The sequence below is a fragment of the Halalkalibacter sp. HAAS-P014 genome (assembly GCF_056619965.1).
This window is the reverse complement of the sequence record NZ_JBWQTV010000002.1, coordinates 294,827-311,167: the sequence shown is the minus strand read 5'-3', so window position 1 is coordinate 311,167 and position 16,341 is coordinate 294,827. Positions and strand designations below refer to the sequence as shown.

Sequence of the window (16,341 nt, the reverse complement as noted above, 5' to 3'; positions counted from 1 at the left end):
TATGTTATGTAAACTAGAATAAAAATAAAATTTGTTTTGAAAATGACCTTCCCTCCCTAATTACTTAGATACTGAAGCTAAACTATTTAACAAAAAATATCCCTCCTTTAAAATGTTGTTTTAAAGGAGGGATATAAATCGTATCTTCTTTCTTAATAAAGAGATCATCTAGCATTATTTAAGTTTCATCTCTGGGAATATCCATCATATCCACTGCGTTTTTCAGATCATCATTGTTAATATGAGTATAGATCATCGTTGTTTGTATTGAGGAGTGACCTAGTTGTCTTCTTAACTTTGGAACATCATTAATTTCTGCATGATATCTAGTAGCAAATGAGTGTCTTAGTTTATGAACCGATAACGACGGTTTGCCGAATGCTTTTGCATATTTTTCGATTAGTTTTTCGACAGAGCGAGCAGTTAATCTTCTTGGTGTTCCCTTTGGACCCATGGGTGCTGCGACAAATAGTGCTTTATTTGTTTTATCAACTTGATAGCGATCTTCGCGAATTTGTAGGTATTCCTCGAGGTCATTCATTGCTAATTTACTAAAATAAACATATTGTTCTTTGTTTCCTTTCCGAATAACCCGTGCTGTATATTTGCTGTAATCAATATCATCTAAATTTAAATTGACAACTTCAGAAAGGCGAAGACCTGATCCTAGAATAAGCGATACAATGGCTGTATCTCGTTCTCGGTTTAACGTATGGAAGTTCACTAGTTTCTTATTATCTTTATTTACATGACCGTAATCATAGGAGATGAACTGCCTGAACGCTTCGTATTCATCTCCCATAAGAATTTTTCCTTCCATTTTATTTGCAATTGTTTCCATGCTTTCTTTTATTTCATTAAATTCGATTTTAGCCATAACATTTCTATTTAAGTAGGGCTTTAAATCTCGAGTTTCTGCAATATTTTGTAAGTAGTTAAAAAGGGACTTTAATGCTGATAACTTTCGATTTACAGTTACTTTTTTATTGTTCAATTGATATTGTAGATAGCTTAAAAACCCTTCAGCTTCTTGGACAGTAAGCGATTCTAAAAGCTCGAGAGGAACATTTTTGCTATCACAAGTATACAATTGTTCAATTTTTAGCCAATTAAAAAAGATTTTGTAATCATGAGCATAATTTAATAAAGATGCTGCTGATAATTTTCGTTTTTTAAAATTTATGTATTCTTCAACATACCAAGGTAAATCTTTAAGTAAAGTTTGTAATTTCTTATAGGAACGTTGTTGCTCATGGTTTGTCAAAAATATCACCTCATTATTAACAATTCTACAAGATGAAGAAAATCCCTCCACAATATTACGTCAAATTTATATTTTACGTAATATTGTGGAGGAATAGAGTGAGCTCAAAAGAACAACCTTCTGAGCTCACTCCTCCTATGTTCAAACATTTTTAGTATATAAAAATCAACTTCTCACAATCGTTATAGCAAATTACATTAATCATTGGCTTGTTGAATTCGTTCATAAAATTCATTCACTGCTGAGTAACCTTGTTGCTCTAGGCGCCAATTCTTTGCTGCTACTTCAATAAGGCTCGCAATATCTCTTCCTGGACGCATTGGAATTTTAAGGTGAGTAACAGAAACGTCTAAATAGTCAACAACTTCATCAGGATGCTCAATTGCGTCATAATATTTCGTTTCATCCCACGTGGCTAATTCGATATCAAGATTAATCATCGTTTCATTTTGGAAAGCTCCAGAACCGTAAAGTCTTGGTACATTAACCATCCCAATACCACGTAAAGATAAGAAATCACGGTTTGTTTGATTATGTGTTCCCACCAACATTTCAGGTCCGATTTTCTTTATAATAACTAAATCGTCTGAAATCAGCCGATGTCCCTTTTCAATTAATGAAAGTGCAGATTCGCTTTTTCCAATCCCACTCTCCCCTCTAATTAGTAATCCCACGCCAAAAACATTTACACAAACAGCATGAATTCCAATACTCGGTGCCAATTCTTTCTCCAAATAATTATTTAATTTACTTATTACTTTTGTCGTTTTCTCTTTAGCTCGAAGAAGTGTTACACCTTCTTCATTACAGTGCTTCTTTAAATAAGGAAGACCTTCTTGGTCACGCGTTATAATGATGCACGGAGGAAGTTCTTTTATTATATTTCCAATCCTTTCATCGCGCTGGTCTTTTGTTAATGAATGTAAATATGTAATTTCTTGTCTCCCTAATAATAGTATTCGTTCCTTTGGGAAAAATTTTAAATAGCCGGTTAATTCTAGCCCTGGACGGTGAATATCATCATTATCTATGGAACGTTCAAGACCTTGTTGTCCAGCAAGAATTTCTAATCCTAATTTCTCCGCTAATTGTTGTACGGTTATCATAATTTCAAAGCTCCTATCTGTTACAAACTTTATATTTTTTAGCTTCTTGTTGTTTGTTCTCTATACATTTACTGTGAGATATCAAGCCTTATTAAATAATCCACCTTTCTTGCTTATTTTTTTATTAAGCTGAGTCTTTATACGTCTTAAGCAAATTAATTTATCATCGAGTTCATAGCCAACTAATTAAAAACTCTAAAGATAAGTCTTAGATTGGTAATATTTACACTCTAGTTGATATAACCGTTGCTGAATAAAATAAAACATTTCTCAAAATACTATAATCAAATCCAAGAAAGAGGTGTTTAAACATGGCAAGTAGCAACAATAATTCAAATCAATTATTAGTTCCAGGTGTGCAGCAAGCATTGGATCATATGAAGGTTGAAATTGCATCAGAATTTGGGGTTCAATTAGGAGCTGACACGACTTCCCGTGCAAACGGCTCTGTTGGTGGAGAAATTACAAAACGTCTTGTCCAAATGGCTGAGCAGCAAATGGGTGGATCTCAGTTTTAAAAGTTATTAAATTAGGGGGCGCTTTAGGCGCCTCTCTTATTTTGAGAAACGACTCATATTTCTTTCTTTCGAACACTAATAAGACCAATAAATTTTTCCTCTGTTTATTTGATATATGAAAGCCGAATCTCTCTAACACTCGATCGAATAGAGGCTAAATTATTTGGGTTACAAGTTGCGACTACCTTCTTAACATTCGGGTAACCTCTAGCCTACTTCACCAGTGCTTTTCCCATCTCTGTTAAGTATCCCTTTCTTTTCATCAATCTTGACTCTATCTGTACTAATCAGTAACATAATCCCCCTCCTTAATGTTTTATTCTATTGCTGCCTAGAGGGAAATTCTATCAATTAATACTACCTTACCATAATAATCCAAAGTCTTGCTATTTAAAGAGTAGATGTTAACAAAATTGAAAAGGTTATGAGACTAAAAGCTCATTAGTAGAAAAGAACTTGAATCATATGAATGGAATGACTATTGTGGAATATAGAATAATTTATTACTTGGAGGTTTCATACTATGCTTGCGCCATATTCGAAGTTTGATAACTATAAGCATGTAATCACACAATTATCATCCCCCCCTTAACGTGGGTCAATTAATGGATCAACAATTTTTATTAGATAAAGATGAAAGAAAGAACATAGAAATTTATTATGCGCCATTTGAATATGTGAATGAGAAGGCAAAAGTTCTTATTGTTGGAATTACACCGGGGCTTCACCAAATGAAAAAATCCTTTTCGGCAGTGAATGAGTTGAAAGATCAAATATATGATGATGAACAAATTCTACACGAAGTTAAGAAAAATTCTAGTTTTGAAGGACCCATGAGGAAAAATCTGATTACGATGTTAGACGAACTACAATTACCTCACTTTCTAGGGCTATCTTCTACGAGTGAGCTTTTTAGCAGTGCAAGTTACATCGTACAAACAACTTCTGTTCTAACATATCCTGTTTTCTATAAAGGGAAAAATTATAGTGGGTCGACACCCACTATTTTAAAAACGGACATATTGAAGAAATATATAATGGAGAATTTCGCAAAGGAATTGAGGTACTTACACAATCCATTGATCATCCCATTAGGAGTAAACGTTTCAAAAGTACTGAGCTACCTTGCTGACAATGACATTATTAATTCAAACTCAATTTTAGATGGTTTCCCTCACCCTTCAGGTGGCAATGGTCATCGTCATAAGCAGTTTGCAGAAAATAAAGAAGCTATGACAAAGATAATAAAAGAATACTTTGAAAACTAAGGTATTCGGTGTGTTCTAAATACAGTAAAAATAGGTGTCGCAACATCCTATTTTTACTTTTTTACTCTTTACCAGGTATTCAAGAAAGTTAGCGAAACCAAACGTAGCTTCGTTAATTATGCCTGCTTCTTTTGATTACCGTATACAAAGTTTTGGATATACTCAATTTGTTCTTCATTTGGTAGAGTATTTCGCACCTGATTAAATGTAGCAACAGCTTCATCAATCGAAACTTCTGTACCTACAATTTCACCAATGCTAGTTAATTCATCCAAAAAAATCCACATTTCTTCGTGTGTTTTTGGATTTTGATGACCTGTTACATAGCTACTTACTTCATATTTTTTTATTCTATCAATAAGGGCTGTTAATTTGTTCAAGTCATAACTCCATTCACCACTATAAAAATCTTGATATACGCAATCTCCTAGGAACATTATTTTTTCATCGGGGATATAAATTATCGATGAATCATGAGCATGCTCCCCTCCTACATGCTCAACCACACAGGTGATACCACCTAAATCAATTTCGATCTTATTAGTAAAGGTTAAATCCGGCGCTTTTAACTCCAAATAATCACGGCTAGGCATTTCACGTTTTATCATATCCCTGCAAAATTCAATTTCTTCGCCAGTCTTTACTCGCTCATCTATCGAATCATCATTCCATTTTAACGTTTTCATGTATTCTATTTTCTTTTTCGTTTCATTATGACTAATCGTTAGCAAGCCCATTGTTCTAATACCAAAGATATGATCCCAATGCCAATGTGTAATGACAACAAACTTTACTGGTGATATATCCATCTTTTCGATTAAGTTAAGAAAATCACTTGCATGTGCAGGTGAATTCCCTGAATCAACTATCAAGCTAAAAGTATCCCCACAAATTAAACCTAAAGTAGGCCGATCAGTTTCTGAATAATGAGGCATATAATACACTCTTTTTCCTAATTTTTTAAGCATATAACTACCTTCCCTTTATACTTAGAATATGTAAATTTGTCCGACTTAAAGAAACAGTAACTTAAAAAATAAAAAGTATTGAGTTCCCTTAAAAATACTATTATTTCCTTGGGTTCAGGCTTTTATCCCTTTTAAATGACCTTAAAAAACCATCTATTATAAAGACGAGATATATAATAAGAAATTGATAAAGTAATAAAACTCCAGTACCATTTCCACTTTTTGTACTTGATAAGGTCAGTATACCTCTCGGTTAATACCTCTATGAAAGTTATAGCCCCACTAAAGGAAAAAACATGTACTATCTTTTTTATTATGCTTTTATTATCTGGAAAGTAAAGATTAAAAAGGACTGTTATGGCTGGATTAATAAAATATTCAAAGACAAAGCTTGATTTGTTTGCTTTCTTAAAAAAAATTCGATGAGGGTATTTTAGCAACCCTTTCTCTACAACTAACAATCCGAAAAACCATGTGATAACTTGTTGAAATAAAAAGGATACTTGCGCTTCCCTTATTTTACTGCGAGGGACATATTTACAGATTAGAAATAGCGTAATGATACTTGTTGAAAATAGAACTGCATTGTTCCTCTTTTTACTAGCCATTTTGTCACTCCCTTATTCTCTAAATACTAGTTCTCTCATACCAAGTTATTTTAGCAATGTAATGTTATATGAGAAATTGGTCATATTATGGCACAGAATCCAAAAAATATTTGCGATTGCAAATAAAAAAGTCGAGGAAAATTATTTCCTTGACTTCATTTGAAAAAAATTGGTATTTACTTCCGGTTTTAAGTGAAAACACGTTAATATGATATCTTAGAGTATGTTTCAGTTAAAAATTCATTAAATTGTTTACCAATTAATTCTTCACTTAAAATAGATGAAACTTCAATAAACGTAGAGAGATCTTCATTTGGAATCTTATCCATTAAATGAACTAATTTTATATTCGACTTTTCAATATTTTCTTTAATGAACTCTTGTACTACTTTTTGTCCATCTTTTGTTAACGTTACTTCTTTCGTTCTTGCATCGTGACCATTGTTTATAAATACCAAACCTGCTTCTTCTAATTTAGTCAACTGTCGAAAAACATTTGATATATTTACTTGAGTTAGATAAGTTAGGTCTGTCATTCCTATTTTTGCGTGAAAATATACAATCCAAAGAATACGAAAACCTGGATAAGATACTTCTTTATTTTCAATTAATCGTCTTACATCATTATCAATTATAAAATTTAACCCCCTAATATACGCATGTACTAAATAACTTTTGGCAAATTGTTGTTTTAACAAACTCACCTATATTCCCCCTTAAATTCCGGTATAAAGCAATTTATATTTTGAGATGAAAATGAAATCTTTTTAGATTACAATTATTACCAATTAATTTTGATTTAAACCGTTTATTAAATTTCTTGTACAGTAGTGGTTTTTTTTTGAGGAAATTCCATTATTTATTAAGAGGATGTGAGTTGACCGCCGTTAACATGTAAAGTTTGACCTGTCATGAATCGTGAATCGTCAGACGCTAGATAAACATAAGTAGGAGCAAGTTCAAACGGTTGCCCTTGACGTTTCATTGGGTTATCTACTAATGGAATCTGGTCTGCAGAGAAACTAGAAGGGATTAGTGGGGTCCAAAAACGACCGGGAGCAACTGCATTCACGCGGATGCCTTGACTTACTAAGTTATTCGCTAATGCACGAGTGAAACCAATGTTTGCTGCTTTAGTTGCTGAGTAATCCATTAATTGTTCATGTCCGGAATAAGCGACAACAGAAGAAGTGTTGATAATTGAACTTCCAGGTTTAAGGTGTGGCAAGGCTGCTTTTGTTGTGTAGAAATGTGAGTAGACGTTTACTTTAAATGTGTCATCAAACTGCTCATCGGTAATATCTAACAAATTCGTTTGTTGAAACTGGATTCCAACATGGTTACACAGAATATGAAGTTCCCCAAAGGTAGAGATTGTCTTTTCTACAATATCGATACAATGTTGTTTCACTCTTACATCACCTGGTAATAATAAACAACGTTGACCAATCTCTTCAATTCTCCACTTTGTTCGATTTGCATCGTCGTGCTCATCTAAATAAGAAACTGCAACATCTGCTCCTATGCCACTGTCACCACCTGTGATCAAAGCAACTTTCCCCAACAACTTTCCGGTTCCAGCATAACTTGGGTTTTCTATAATTGGTCTAGGCACCATTAAGTTTTCTACACCAGGTTGTCAAAACTGGCGCTGTTCTGGAACTGTAACAGCTACTTCTTCGTAACGTGTGACCTTTCCATAGTTCGGGTACATTGGATAACCTTGATACTTATGAATATTTTCCTGCTCTTTGTACATGGAAATCCTCCTAGAAAAAATCAGTTTGGAATTAGGCTATGTAATATGGGCATATATCGTGCTTGGAAATAAAAAATCGTGATAACAATATATCGATAGGTGTCTCACTTTGGTGGAGGTAGAATAAAATGTAATAAAAAATGGTTTAAGGGAGGAATTGAGTTTGCAAACCTTTCAATTTAATCTTGAAGTAATGCTATTACTTATTGGCTATTCTGAAAAAAAGGAAGACATTATATATAGTGGCAATCCTTATGCCTATCAAATTCCTCATATAGGACCTAGGCCTCCTTACTATTGCAATCCAACTTATGATCAATATTATCCATTGATTTAGTTTTTGCAAATAGCAAACAGAGCAACACCTAAATGAGGATTGCTCTGTTGTAGCTATAACAAATGCTCCGTTAACCGCGTGATGCCGGATAATATTTTAACACCACCTGATTTGGTTGCAGAGATTGATCGTTCTTCTATTTGGAGATGATCGTTATATGAGCCATCTCTTTTCACTTGAAGGCTGTTTTGGGAGATAATTTGGTCAATGTTAGATCTCATTTCACTAGCGAATTCCTCACTATCAATGACCACCATTATTTCGGTACTTAGATACGTACTCCTAGCATCTAAATTAAATGAACCGACAAGACTAATCCGATTATCAAATATGAATGATTTTGTGTGGTATGATTCAGTCGGACCTTGGAATTCAAATACATTTACCCCTGAATGGACGAGCTTTTTTCTATATCTACTATAACCAGAATAGGCCATCAAATTTGGGGATGCAGCAAGTGAATTAGTCACAGCGATTAGTTCCTCAACAGAAAGGTTCTTTTTATTTAAATGATGAAGCATGCTTTTAGTTGGAATAATATATGGGCTCTGTATTACTATCGATTCTTTTGCTGCTTTCATCAAACTTGAGATTTCAAACCAGACCCATGGTTCTTTATTTAGACGTTCAATAGGATTGTGAATAAATGTCACTTTATTAGTTGGAATCGACCTCTCCGTCCAATCTATATCATGGTGAAACATTTTTGGTTCAGATTGTAGCAAAGTAGGATGAAGTTTTCTTAAATCTGAAAGTTTCTTTTCTCCCATTTCTCGCTGTTGTTTTGTTAATTTCTTTGTTGGATACTGGGAAAATTCATGTTGCCAAACATAGTCATAGTACTCTTTTATTTGATAGATAGCACTATTTTCAAATTCAGCAGGTTTTGTATTGACAATCACAACATCACGATCGTTAGTTGCGCCGTCATAGCCTACCGGTGCAAAGTATTTATCCCCAATGTTTCGTCCACCGACCATGGCTAGCTTTTTGTCTACAATGATAATTTTATCATGAAGCCTATTGTTCCATTTCCAAGGTCTTAATGCATCGAACGGTTCATAAAATTTCAGCTGTATATTGGGATGTACAGTAATCGCATATAAAACTGATTTTCTCTTTCCATTCATGTGATGAAATAAACCATCTAGATGTACCCGAACTTGAACCCCTCTATCTGCAGCATCAATAATGCTTGTTAGAAAGATATTCCCGGCAAGTCCAGGACTAATCATATAATAAGAGATATCTAAAGTTTCTTTTGCATTTTCTATAAGGTTAATACGTGCAAGTCCCGATTCATACCGTTCTTCTATTAGAACAACTCTATCTTGGGAATGAGCTTGTCCCAAAAATCGTTGGCTATCCCTCTTAGATTCACTTTCATTAGGTTTATGTAATTTGAAAAGAACAATCGCGCAAATGATTGAATACAAAAGATAAATTCCTGTTAAATATACGATTATCATATTCTGCCCCTCTACACTATTATGTTCGTATGTAATTCGTGCTAACATTCATCTTCGCTAAAAAACCTATTTCCGTTATCCTTAACAAAATGACTAATTTTTATAAAGATTTCCAGAAAAAATTTATGAACTCACCTATAAATTATAGAAGACATAGACATCATAATTAATAAATTAAATAAAACCCAAGCATGTTACCACAGCTCAGGTTAAGTATATACAAAAATTAGTTCCTCTGAAAAAATAGTACTCAATCAAACTCATCATATGCAAAGCAAAATTCAAAATTTTTTATTTCACTTTTTTTATTCTACAGACTTCCCATTACTTTCTAATAATTCAATTAAATTATCTTTTAATATTTTACAGTCTCGAGGGAGAGTTTTCGATAAAACAATGTTAATCAGTTTTGCCCCTATACCGGTACCATTCATCATAAGATTAAATTCTACATCTGTCGAATTAGGACCGGTAGCTACTGCCGTATATGAGCCTTCACCTGTAATTCCTTCACCCTTTGCTTCAATTATAAAAGCAACACGTTCTGGTTTTACTCTGTCCGTAACTGTGACGGTGAAATCAACTTTTCGTTTTAAAATCCCCATATCTCCTTTGAGTGTCCAAATTGAGATTTTCTCATTTACTTGCTCGAAATGAACATACCCTGGCATACAAGGAGCCCAATTTTTCATATCTTTTATAAATACCCACATTGTTTCTATATTGCAACCAACATTTCCTCTCTCTTTTGCCACTGGCATATTTCTCACCTCTTTCTCAATTTAATTCTGTTAAGCCTTATCAAAACGATAATATTCTATAAAACGGTGTAAAATTCATATTTTTCTTTATAAGGACAATCTCTAGGTACATACATAACGTGTATTAACCTAATAAGAGAAGGAGGAGATTACTGCATGGATGAAAATTACATTAAACAAGTTCCACGTATACATCATATTCCAATCATTGAAGCTGATATCCCTTATATTCAAAAAGTAACGAATACGATCCGGCAAGCCCAAGTGTCATTAGAGCCTTTTGCTAATTTACAAGAAGAAGCTCCTATTGTCATTTTTGATAAAGATGTGATTCAATATACGTAGTACCTTTATCCCGAACTAGAATGCAACAGTTATAACAAGTTATTAGGCGCAGGAGGCATACTGACAGGTAAATTAAACATGCATGAGTTTGGAGGAGGTTTAACGAATACTAACCCGTTTTATGTACTGTGCGAAATCAGAGGTAGTGCTACTGCGATAGCAGCTGGTTTAACGACATTAGCCACTGGTACTGATACGTTTGGGTCCATTCGAGTACCAGCTTCAATGTGTGGGATGTACGGGTTAAAACCAACATACGGTTTAGTTAGTTCAGAAGGAGTTGTTCCTCTTGCCTGGTCGATGGATCACTGTAGGTCCGATGGCACGTTCTGTATCAGATCTTGCCTTAATGCTTACTGCTATAGCAGGATATGATCCTAAAGATCCAGCAAGTGTTAGAGCACCGATACCTAACTACAATAGAAATCTCAATAAAGGGCTAAAAGGTATTAAAATTGGAATTCCGAGATACTATCTGCAAAGGCTAGATCCAGAAGTAGAATTAGCTTTTAGAACGCCGTAACAACCTTGGAAAAAATGGGCGCTGAAATTCGAGAGGTTACCATTCCAGAGTTATCAATGACAACATTTTGCGGGATACATGATTACAATAGGTGAAGCCAGTTCGTATCATTATGAACTTTTACGAAATAATTATGAAGAATATGCTGTAGATGTCCGTATTTTCTTTCAATCGGGAATTTTGTCAAATACACCTCAATACGTAATGGCTCAACAAGTTCGTAGAGCTATAACAAAAGCTTTTAAAGATTGTTTTGAAGAAATTGATAATGTGTTACGGCTAACCTTCTTCTATAAATAATTTGTTATTTTTAATATAAAATTATTACAGTATGTGAAATTAATGGTACTGCAATGCTTTACCTTTATATTCTTTTGTACCCATCGGTCGTGGTCGGCTTGATTTGTACCATTGTAAACACAGAATGAAAATGATTATGACGTCAACAATATCTCCACCGTAATACATTAACATTCCACCTGCTTCTGCTTGAGCTACACTTACACCAGTTAGAGAATGCGCATAAATATACTTTGATAAGATTCCGTGACCTGCCAATGCTAATACTAATACAATCGAACGATAAAGAAAGCTTGTACGATGTGGCGTTGGATCAATATAGATCATTGATATTGTAAAAACATAACCTGCTAAGAATACATGTACATGGATAACTACATGAAGAAAGGCGTTTGTATGCATAGCTACATACAAATCTGTTGTATATAGAATCCACAATCCTCCAACATTTAATAGTGATGCAACAATTGGGTCTGTTACAAACCGTACATATTTACTCTTTAATAAGCAACTAAGTTTCCTAGCAGAGGATACGGAAAGGCTACGAAACACTAGTGTCATAGGTGCAGAAAGTACCATTAACAAAGGAGCGATCATCCCTAGAAGTAAATGTCCTAACATATGTACTGTGAAATCATGGTGTGCTTTTTCAGCTACTGGCCCAAAAACGGCAATGCTAGCGCAGAGTACTCCGAAAATCCAGCATAATGTTCGATAGGCGGACCACTTTTTATAGATTTTATTAGAGTGTAAAACAGCAATTAAATAAGCGATGAAGCCAATTAAAAAAGGTATTACCAATATCAATTGAGGTGCTAATCCCATAACAACCTCTTCGGGATGATGAATGTGACTAAGAATGTTCACTTGAAACAGCTCCATTTGTTTCCTTTTTGAATTTAGTGCGCTTAATTAAAAGAACTCCGACTATAATCATCAAAATTGCCGAAATATTCCATACTAGATCATAAACAATAACATTCTCTACGTAACGTATTTGATGTAGGCGCATCATTTTATGCTGAACGATCCCATCATATAATTGAAAAACTCCAGCACCTAGGAAGACACCTCCCCACCACTTTCTAATAGACACAGCATTCCGTCTCCTTAGATCAGCAAACATAAAGAGTCCCCCAACAGTCGCAAACCAACTAAATGCATGAAACAGACCATCAGCGATTAACCCAACTCTTGTTGTTGATCTATCATAAAAATGATGCCAGTGTAATAGTTGATGAAAGACCATCTCATCAATAAAAGCAATCAAACCAATCCCAAACAAGATTCCAGACCATAAATTGCGCTTAGAATAATTGGGCTTCGAAGAGGTTGCATCTTTAGAAACTTCTCCATTCATAACTTTTTCCTCCAATTTCAGGGAATTAGTAGACATAAATTTCTTTATTAGTCTAACCTGAAATCATAATTGTAATCATTTCCAATTGACGCTAAATAATGAAGGGATGATGAATCATTGTGATACACGCGTCTAGTGTCAGTAAACAACGTCACCTTGGAAGAATGTTAAAGAGAGTATGAGTTTGGGTTTATGAAAACTTCATGATAAAAAGGGCTGTTTAATATCATAGTGATATTAAACAGCCCTTTTTCGTTATGGCGCTTATTCAATAAACAAGACAAATTGGTCATGGTTTCCAGTAGATTGGCCCTTTTGCGTGATTTAACCCCTTACATAGATATAATGCTACATACATGTTAAATCCCTCCACTTCTTAAAGGTTCCATAAATTTTGTGAATTTGTGACGTGCTCATAATGTAGTTTTTCTTTTTTGCATAATTTGTTCTCTCGTTACAGGAAAAACATATAAAGCTCTTTCTTTATTAACTTTCTTCATTTTTTCCTCTAACAATGTTGGTTCTACTTGCTCTTCACAAATTACTTTCTTCTGCCATTCTAACCATTCTTTATCAGTCATTTTTTTCACTCCCTTCTTTTCCATCGTGATCTACCTTGTACGTATTACTATTAAATCACCTCCTTTAAAGTACATTAGGTCAATGATCTATTCAGGTATCATGAAGGGAACTTACTCTTCCTTATGTAAAGGAATTGTAACTGAAAAAGGAACTTTGAATTTGGCATAGAAGATATTATGGAGTAGTTTTTATTTGTTTTTATATGAGGAACTAACATAAAACAAAGTTTATGTCATCACATATATATTAACATAAGTTTTGTCACCAGATGAACTGTAATAAGATTTTGATCGGATTAAAAAATTATTAGAGCTTATCCTTATAAGAATAGGCATATACTGTAACATCTATTGAAAGAGTGGTCTCGTTATCTTTATTAGAAGGATAGAAGAAAAAAATTTACAAGGAGGGATGGCTTTTGATCGTTCGACAAAAACAAGAGACGTTTATTTTAATTAGTCAACATGATCATGCTGATATATCAGGGGAAATAGCTAAAAATTGGAACCTAGAGCTACATTATAGTTTAAACAGGTTAAATGATATGATCTATGCTGTTTATCAGCATGACCGGAGTTGGATTGGTCTCGATCATACTCCATTCTGGAACGACGTAACTAAAGCCCCCTATTCCTTTCTTGATTTCCCTCAAGCCCCGAAACTTGTACATTATAAACATGGGGTTGATGAAGTGGAAAAAGTAAACCCTTATTCAGCCTTACTCTGCAGCTTACATTTTTGTGCATTACTAGAAAACAATAGCAAAGAGGAGAATTGGTTTTTGCTATTAGAGAAGAAAAGGCAAAAGAAACTCAAGGAGCTACTAGGAATTTACTCAGGAGATTTAGAGTCCCTTTTGGATTATCATTTCCATTTACTTCAATTCTGTGATCTTTTCTCTTTATATTTTTGCATGAATGAACCAGGTGTTAAACATTATAGCGAATTTGAGAACCCTATCCTGTTTGATTTTATAAAAAGAAAGAAGATCATTGTGAATTGGCTAAACAAAAACAAGATTTCTATTACCCCTTTCCCTTTTCAGCAAGATTTTGAAATAGCAATCAAGTATAAAGAAATTAACAAACGCGAAGTTGAACAGTATGGAATTGCAACAGTTTATGAAAGAAGTTCTTTTAATGAGTTTAAGATTATGCTGTGTCAATAACTTAAGCTATAAATAAAAAAAGGAGTTGCTTGGTGACAACTCCTTTTTTGTAACTAATCATTGTACGTTAATCAATTTTTAAAATTACTCAAACTTGCTCCATTTTTAAACAAACGTTCTATGTTTCTCTCTACTGGTTCATCTGCAATTAGTGGTGGTGCATGATGCGTTTTTATGCGAGCATCAATGATAACATTATCGCAGCCCCAATGCTTGTTTTCGTAATAACTATTAACTCCATATATATCATGTGAAGGATTACTACGTGTAAAGGTTGCCCAAAGAAAATTGTTAAGAGCATCGGTCATAAATTCACTATCATCACAAAGGATAATAAGTGGACAATTGGATAATTCTCCATCGTTTTCAATAGCTGAGCTTAATTCCTTCATTTCGATTTGAGCGTGCTCATATGACGTAAACTTAGAACCTTCTAAAGCTACAATGCCTGGCATAATTAAACGTGGATTAACGAACCCTTTGATACCTTTTAGGATTTCCGGCACATCTTCACATAACTCTCTTTTTTTATCGCCATATGCTGCAAAGACTACTTTACTACCAGTATTTAAGCCTGTCCCAGAATAATCTAATGTATCGATCGTTGTATTCGTCTGAAAATGAATGTCGCGATGAAGGTCAATTCGTTCAAGAATATAGCGTAAAAACTCCTCTTCCTTGTGTGTGTCTAAAGATAACTCTTCCTCTGCTGTGATAAATAAGTATTTAGCCAAGCTTACTTGGTTTGTACCTAAAATGCGATTCGCAATTGTGAGTAATTCAGCTGGTTGTTTTACTTTTTGATATGGTGTATAACGTTCGCTTCCGATCGCAAAAAGTAAAGGATGAACGCCTGCAGCATCAACAGCATGTACCTCTTTCACTCCAGGAATTTCTTTTTTAATCGCATCACCTGTTAACTCGTGAATTAAATTACCGAAAGCAGTGTCTTCTTGAGGTGGTCGTCCCACAACAGTAAAAGGTAAGATCGCATTTTTCTTAGCGTACACTTTTTCAACTTTTAAGACTGGAAACGGATGGATAAGGCTGTAATAACCTAAATGATCACCGAAGGGTCCTTCAGGTTTTGTCTCACCAGGGTGGATTTCTCCTGTGATGACAAAATCAGCATCATGACTAATACAGTATCCGTCAACATAGCTGTAGCGAAAACGTCGTCCTGCAAGCAACCCTGCAAATGTCATCTCACTAAAGCCTTCTGGCAGTGGCATTACCGCTGCTAATGTATGAGCTGGTGGACCACCAATAAAAATACTTACTTTCAAAGGCAATCCTTGTTTAACTGCTTTTTCTTGATGTATTCCAATCCCACGATGAATTTGATAATGCAGGCCAATTTCTTTGTTTATTTCATAATCATTACCACTAAGTTGTACGCGATACATTCCTAAGTTCGCGTTCATAATACCCGGCTTTTCTAAATCTTCACTGTATACTTGAGGCAATGTTATAAATGCCCCTCCATCGTCAGGCCAGTGGTGAATAGGTGGTAGATCAGAAATTTGTATTTCTTCAAAAGTATTAGGTAATTTATTTGATTTTTTCATCGGTAATGCTTTTGATGCAGCTATTCCTGAGCTAACATGTTTGAACGGATTTTTCAAAGCATTCATAGGATCATCGCGTAATGTAACAACATTTTGCGTTGAATTCCATGTCTTTCGGAAAATAAACTTACTTCTCTCTATTGTGCCAAATAAGTTCGACACAGCCTGGTATTTTGACCCTTTTACATTTTCAAATAATAAAGCAGGGCCCCCAGCCTCATGAACTTTCATATGAATAGCAGCCATCTCAAGATATGGGTCAACCTCTTCACTAACTCGAACTAAATGACCATGTTTTTCCAAATCAACAATGCATTCTTCTAAATTTTGATACATTCAATTAACTCCTAATTCTATATCGTATTCTAATCTTATTATAACCGTTATAACTTCTAATGTCTTTTAACAAGTATGGTACGAATATCGAAAAAACCTCA

Annotated in this window: 19 protein-coding genes and 1 pseudogene; 8 read left to right on the top strand and 12 right to left on the bottom strand. The window is 34.3% G+C overall.

Annotated features, from left to right (window positions below; all coding sequences use genetic code 11):
- Window positions 1–178: 178 nt before the first annotated feature.
- Window positions 179–1,264 carry a tyrosine recombinase XerS gene (gene xerS / locus AC1FXZ_RS02325; protein ID WP_480050617.1) on the bottom strand — a complete coding sequence of 362 codons (1,086 nt, stop codon included), beginning with the start codon at window positions 1,262–1,264 and terminating at the stop codon, window positions 179–181.
- 197 nt (window positions 1,265–1,461) lie between these two features.
- A complete protein-coding gene (gene hprK / locus AC1FXZ_RS02320; RefSeq protein ID WP_480050615.1) occupies window positions 1,462–2,370 on the bottom strand; it encodes an HPr(Ser) kinase/phosphatase in 909 nt (302 codons plus the stop codon).
- A 311-nt stretch (window positions 2,371–2,681) separates the two neighbouring features.
- On the opposite strand from hprK, the gene AC1FXZ_RS02315 reads away from it, so the two are divergent.
- Together AC1FXZ_RS02315 and AC1FXZ_RS02310 are read left to right on the top strand one after the other, a co-directional pair.
- Window positions 2,682–2,888 carry an alpha/beta-type small acid-soluble spore protein gene (locus AC1FXZ_RS02315; RefSeq protein ID WP_480050613.1) on the top strand — a complete coding sequence of 69 codons (207 nt, stop codon included), beginning with the start codon at window positions 2,682–2,684 and terminating at the stop codon, window positions 2,886–2,888.
- Between the two features lie 605 nt (window positions 2,889–3,493).
- Window positions 3,494–4,156 carry a hypothetical protein gene (locus AC1FXZ_RS02310; protein WP_480050611.1) on the top strand — a complete coding sequence of 221 codons (663 nt, stop codon included), beginning with the start codon at window positions 3,494–3,496 and terminating at the stop codon, window positions 4,154–4,156.
- Between the two features lie 116 nt (window positions 4,157–4,272).
- Here AC1FXZ_RS02310 and AC1FXZ_RS02305 read toward each other — a convergent pair whose 3' ends face one another.
- The 4 genes and pseudogenes from AC1FXZ_RS02305 to AC1FXZ_RS02290 form a co-directional block, all read right to left on the bottom strand.
- Window positions 4,273–5,124: an MBL fold metallo-hydrolase gene (locus AC1FXZ_RS02305; RefSeq protein WP_480050609.1), complete on the bottom strand. Its 852-nt coding sequence runs from the start codon at window positions 5,122–5,124 to the stop codon at window positions 4,273–4,275.
- Between the two features lie 131 nt (window positions 5,125–5,255).
- The gene (locus AC1FXZ_RS02300) at window positions 5,256–5,732 is read right to left on the bottom strand and encodes a CBO0543 family protein (RefSeq protein WP_480050607.1); all 477 of its coding nucleotides are present in this window, start codon (window positions 5,730–5,732) and stop codon (window positions 5,256–5,258) included.
- Window positions 5,733–5,935: 203 nt separating this feature from the next.
- Window positions 5,936–6,436: a MarR family winged helix-turn-helix transcriptional regulator gene (locus AC1FXZ_RS02295; protein ID WP_480050605.1), complete on the bottom strand. Its 501-nt coding sequence runs from the start codon at window positions 6,434–6,436 to the stop codon at window positions 5,936–5,938.
- Between the two features lie 158 nt (window positions 6,437–6,594).
- Window positions 6,595–7,491 (bottom strand): annotated as a pseudogene (locus AC1FXZ_RS02290) (SDR family oxidoreductase).
- A gap of 163 nt (window positions 7,492–7,654) precedes the next feature.
- Here AC1FXZ_RS02290 and AC1FXZ_RS02285 point away from each other — a divergent pair.
- A complete protein-coding gene (locus AC1FXZ_RS02285) occupies window positions 7,655–7,828 on the top strand; it encodes a hypothetical protein (RefSeq protein ID WP_480050603.1) in 174 nt (57 codons plus the stop codon).
- Window positions 7,829–7,881: 53 nt separating this feature from the next.
- On the opposite strand, the gene AC1FXZ_RS02280 is transcribed toward AC1FXZ_RS02285, so the two are convergent.
- Window positions 7,882–9,297: a phospholipase D-like domain-containing protein gene (locus AC1FXZ_RS02280; protein ID WP_480050602.1), complete on the bottom strand. Its 1,416-nt coding sequence runs from the start codon at window positions 9,295–9,297 to the stop codon at window positions 7,882–7,884.
- Between the two features lie 305 nt (window positions 9,298–9,602).
- Entirely contained in the window at window positions 9,603–10,058 is a 456-nt protein-coding gene (locus AC1FXZ_RS02275) for an SRPBCC family protein (RefSeq protein ID WP_480050600.1), read from the bottom strand.
- Between the two features lie 156 nt (window positions 10,059–10,214).
- On the opposite strand from AC1FXZ_RS02275, the gene AC1FXZ_RS02270 reads away from it, so the two are divergent.
- The 4 genes from AC1FXZ_RS02270 (at window position 10,215) to AC1FXZ_RS02255 (ending at window position 11,226) form a co-directional block, all read left to right on the top strand.
- Window positions 10,215–10,403 (top strand): hypothetical protein, encoded by a 189-nt coding sequence (locus tag AC1FXZ_RS02270; RefSeq protein WP_480050598.1) that lies wholly within the window; start codon window positions 10,215–10,217, stop codon window positions 10,401–10,403.
- Window positions 10,404–10,481: 78 nt separating this feature from the next.
- Window positions 10,482–10,778, top strand: a complete 297-nt coding sequence (locus AC1FXZ_RS02265; RefSeq protein ID WP_480050596.1) for an amidase family protein — start codon at window positions 10,482–10,484, stop codon at window positions 10,776–10,778.
- The gene (locus AC1FXZ_RS02260) at window positions 10,693–10,926 is read left to right on the top strand and encodes an amidase family protein (RefSeq protein WP_480050594.1); all 234 of its coding nucleotides are present in this window, start codon (window positions 10,693–10,695) and stop codon (window positions 10,924–10,926) included. Before AC1FXZ_RS02265 ends, AC1FXZ_RS02260 begins: the two co-directional genes overlap by 86 nt.
- A gap of 78 nt (window positions 10,927–11,004) precedes the next feature.
- A complete protein-coding gene (locus AC1FXZ_RS02255; RefSeq protein ID WP_480050592.1) occupies window positions 11,005–11,226 on the top strand; it encodes a hypothetical protein in 222 nt (73 codons plus the stop codon).
- Window positions 11,227–11,265: 39 nt separating this feature from the next.
- Here the strand turns inward: AC1FXZ_RS02255 and AC1FXZ_RS02250 are convergent, their stop codons facing one another.
- The 3 genes from AC1FXZ_RS02250 to AC1FXZ_RS02240 all read right to left on the bottom strand — a co-directional run bounded on the left by AC1FXZ_RS02250 (window position 11,266) and on the right by AC1FXZ_RS02240 (window position 13,167).
- A complete protein-coding gene (locus AC1FXZ_RS02250) occupies window positions 11,266–12,051 on the bottom strand; it encodes a cytochrome c oxidase assembly protein (protein ID WP_480050683.1) in 786 nt (261 codons plus the stop codon).
- Window positions 12,052–12,079: 28 nt separating this feature from the next.
- On the bottom strand, window positions 12,080–12,586 hold the full coding sequence (locus AC1FXZ_RS02245; RefSeq protein WP_480050590.1) for a DUF2243 domain-containing protein: 507 nt from the start codon (window positions 12,584–12,586) through the stop codon (window positions 12,080–12,082).
- A 413-nt stretch (window positions 12,587–12,999) separates the two neighbouring features.
- Window positions 13,000–13,167 carry a hypothetical protein gene (locus tag AC1FXZ_RS02240; RefSeq protein ID WP_480050589.1) on the bottom strand — a complete coding sequence of 56 codons (168 nt, stop codon included), beginning with the start codon at window positions 13,165–13,167 and terminating at the stop codon, window positions 13,000–13,002.
- A 419-nt stretch (window positions 13,168–13,586) separates the two neighbouring features.
- Here AC1FXZ_RS02240 and AC1FXZ_RS02235 point away from each other — a divergent pair, with 419 nt between their 5' ends.
- A complete protein-coding gene (locus tag AC1FXZ_RS02235) occupies window positions 13,587–14,336 on the top strand; it encodes a DUF3891 family protein (RefSeq protein WP_480050588.1) in 750 nt (249 codons plus the stop codon).
- A gap of 71 nt (window positions 14,337–14,407) precedes the next feature.
- Here AC1FXZ_RS02235 and AC1FXZ_RS02230 read toward each other — a convergent pair whose 3' ends face one another.
- Window positions 14,408–16,240, bottom strand: a complete 1,833-nt coding sequence (locus AC1FXZ_RS02230; protein WP_480050587.1) for a UbiD family decarboxylase — start codon at window positions 16,238–16,240, stop codon at window positions 14,408–14,410.
- Window positions 16,241–16,341: the final 101 nt, after the last annotated feature.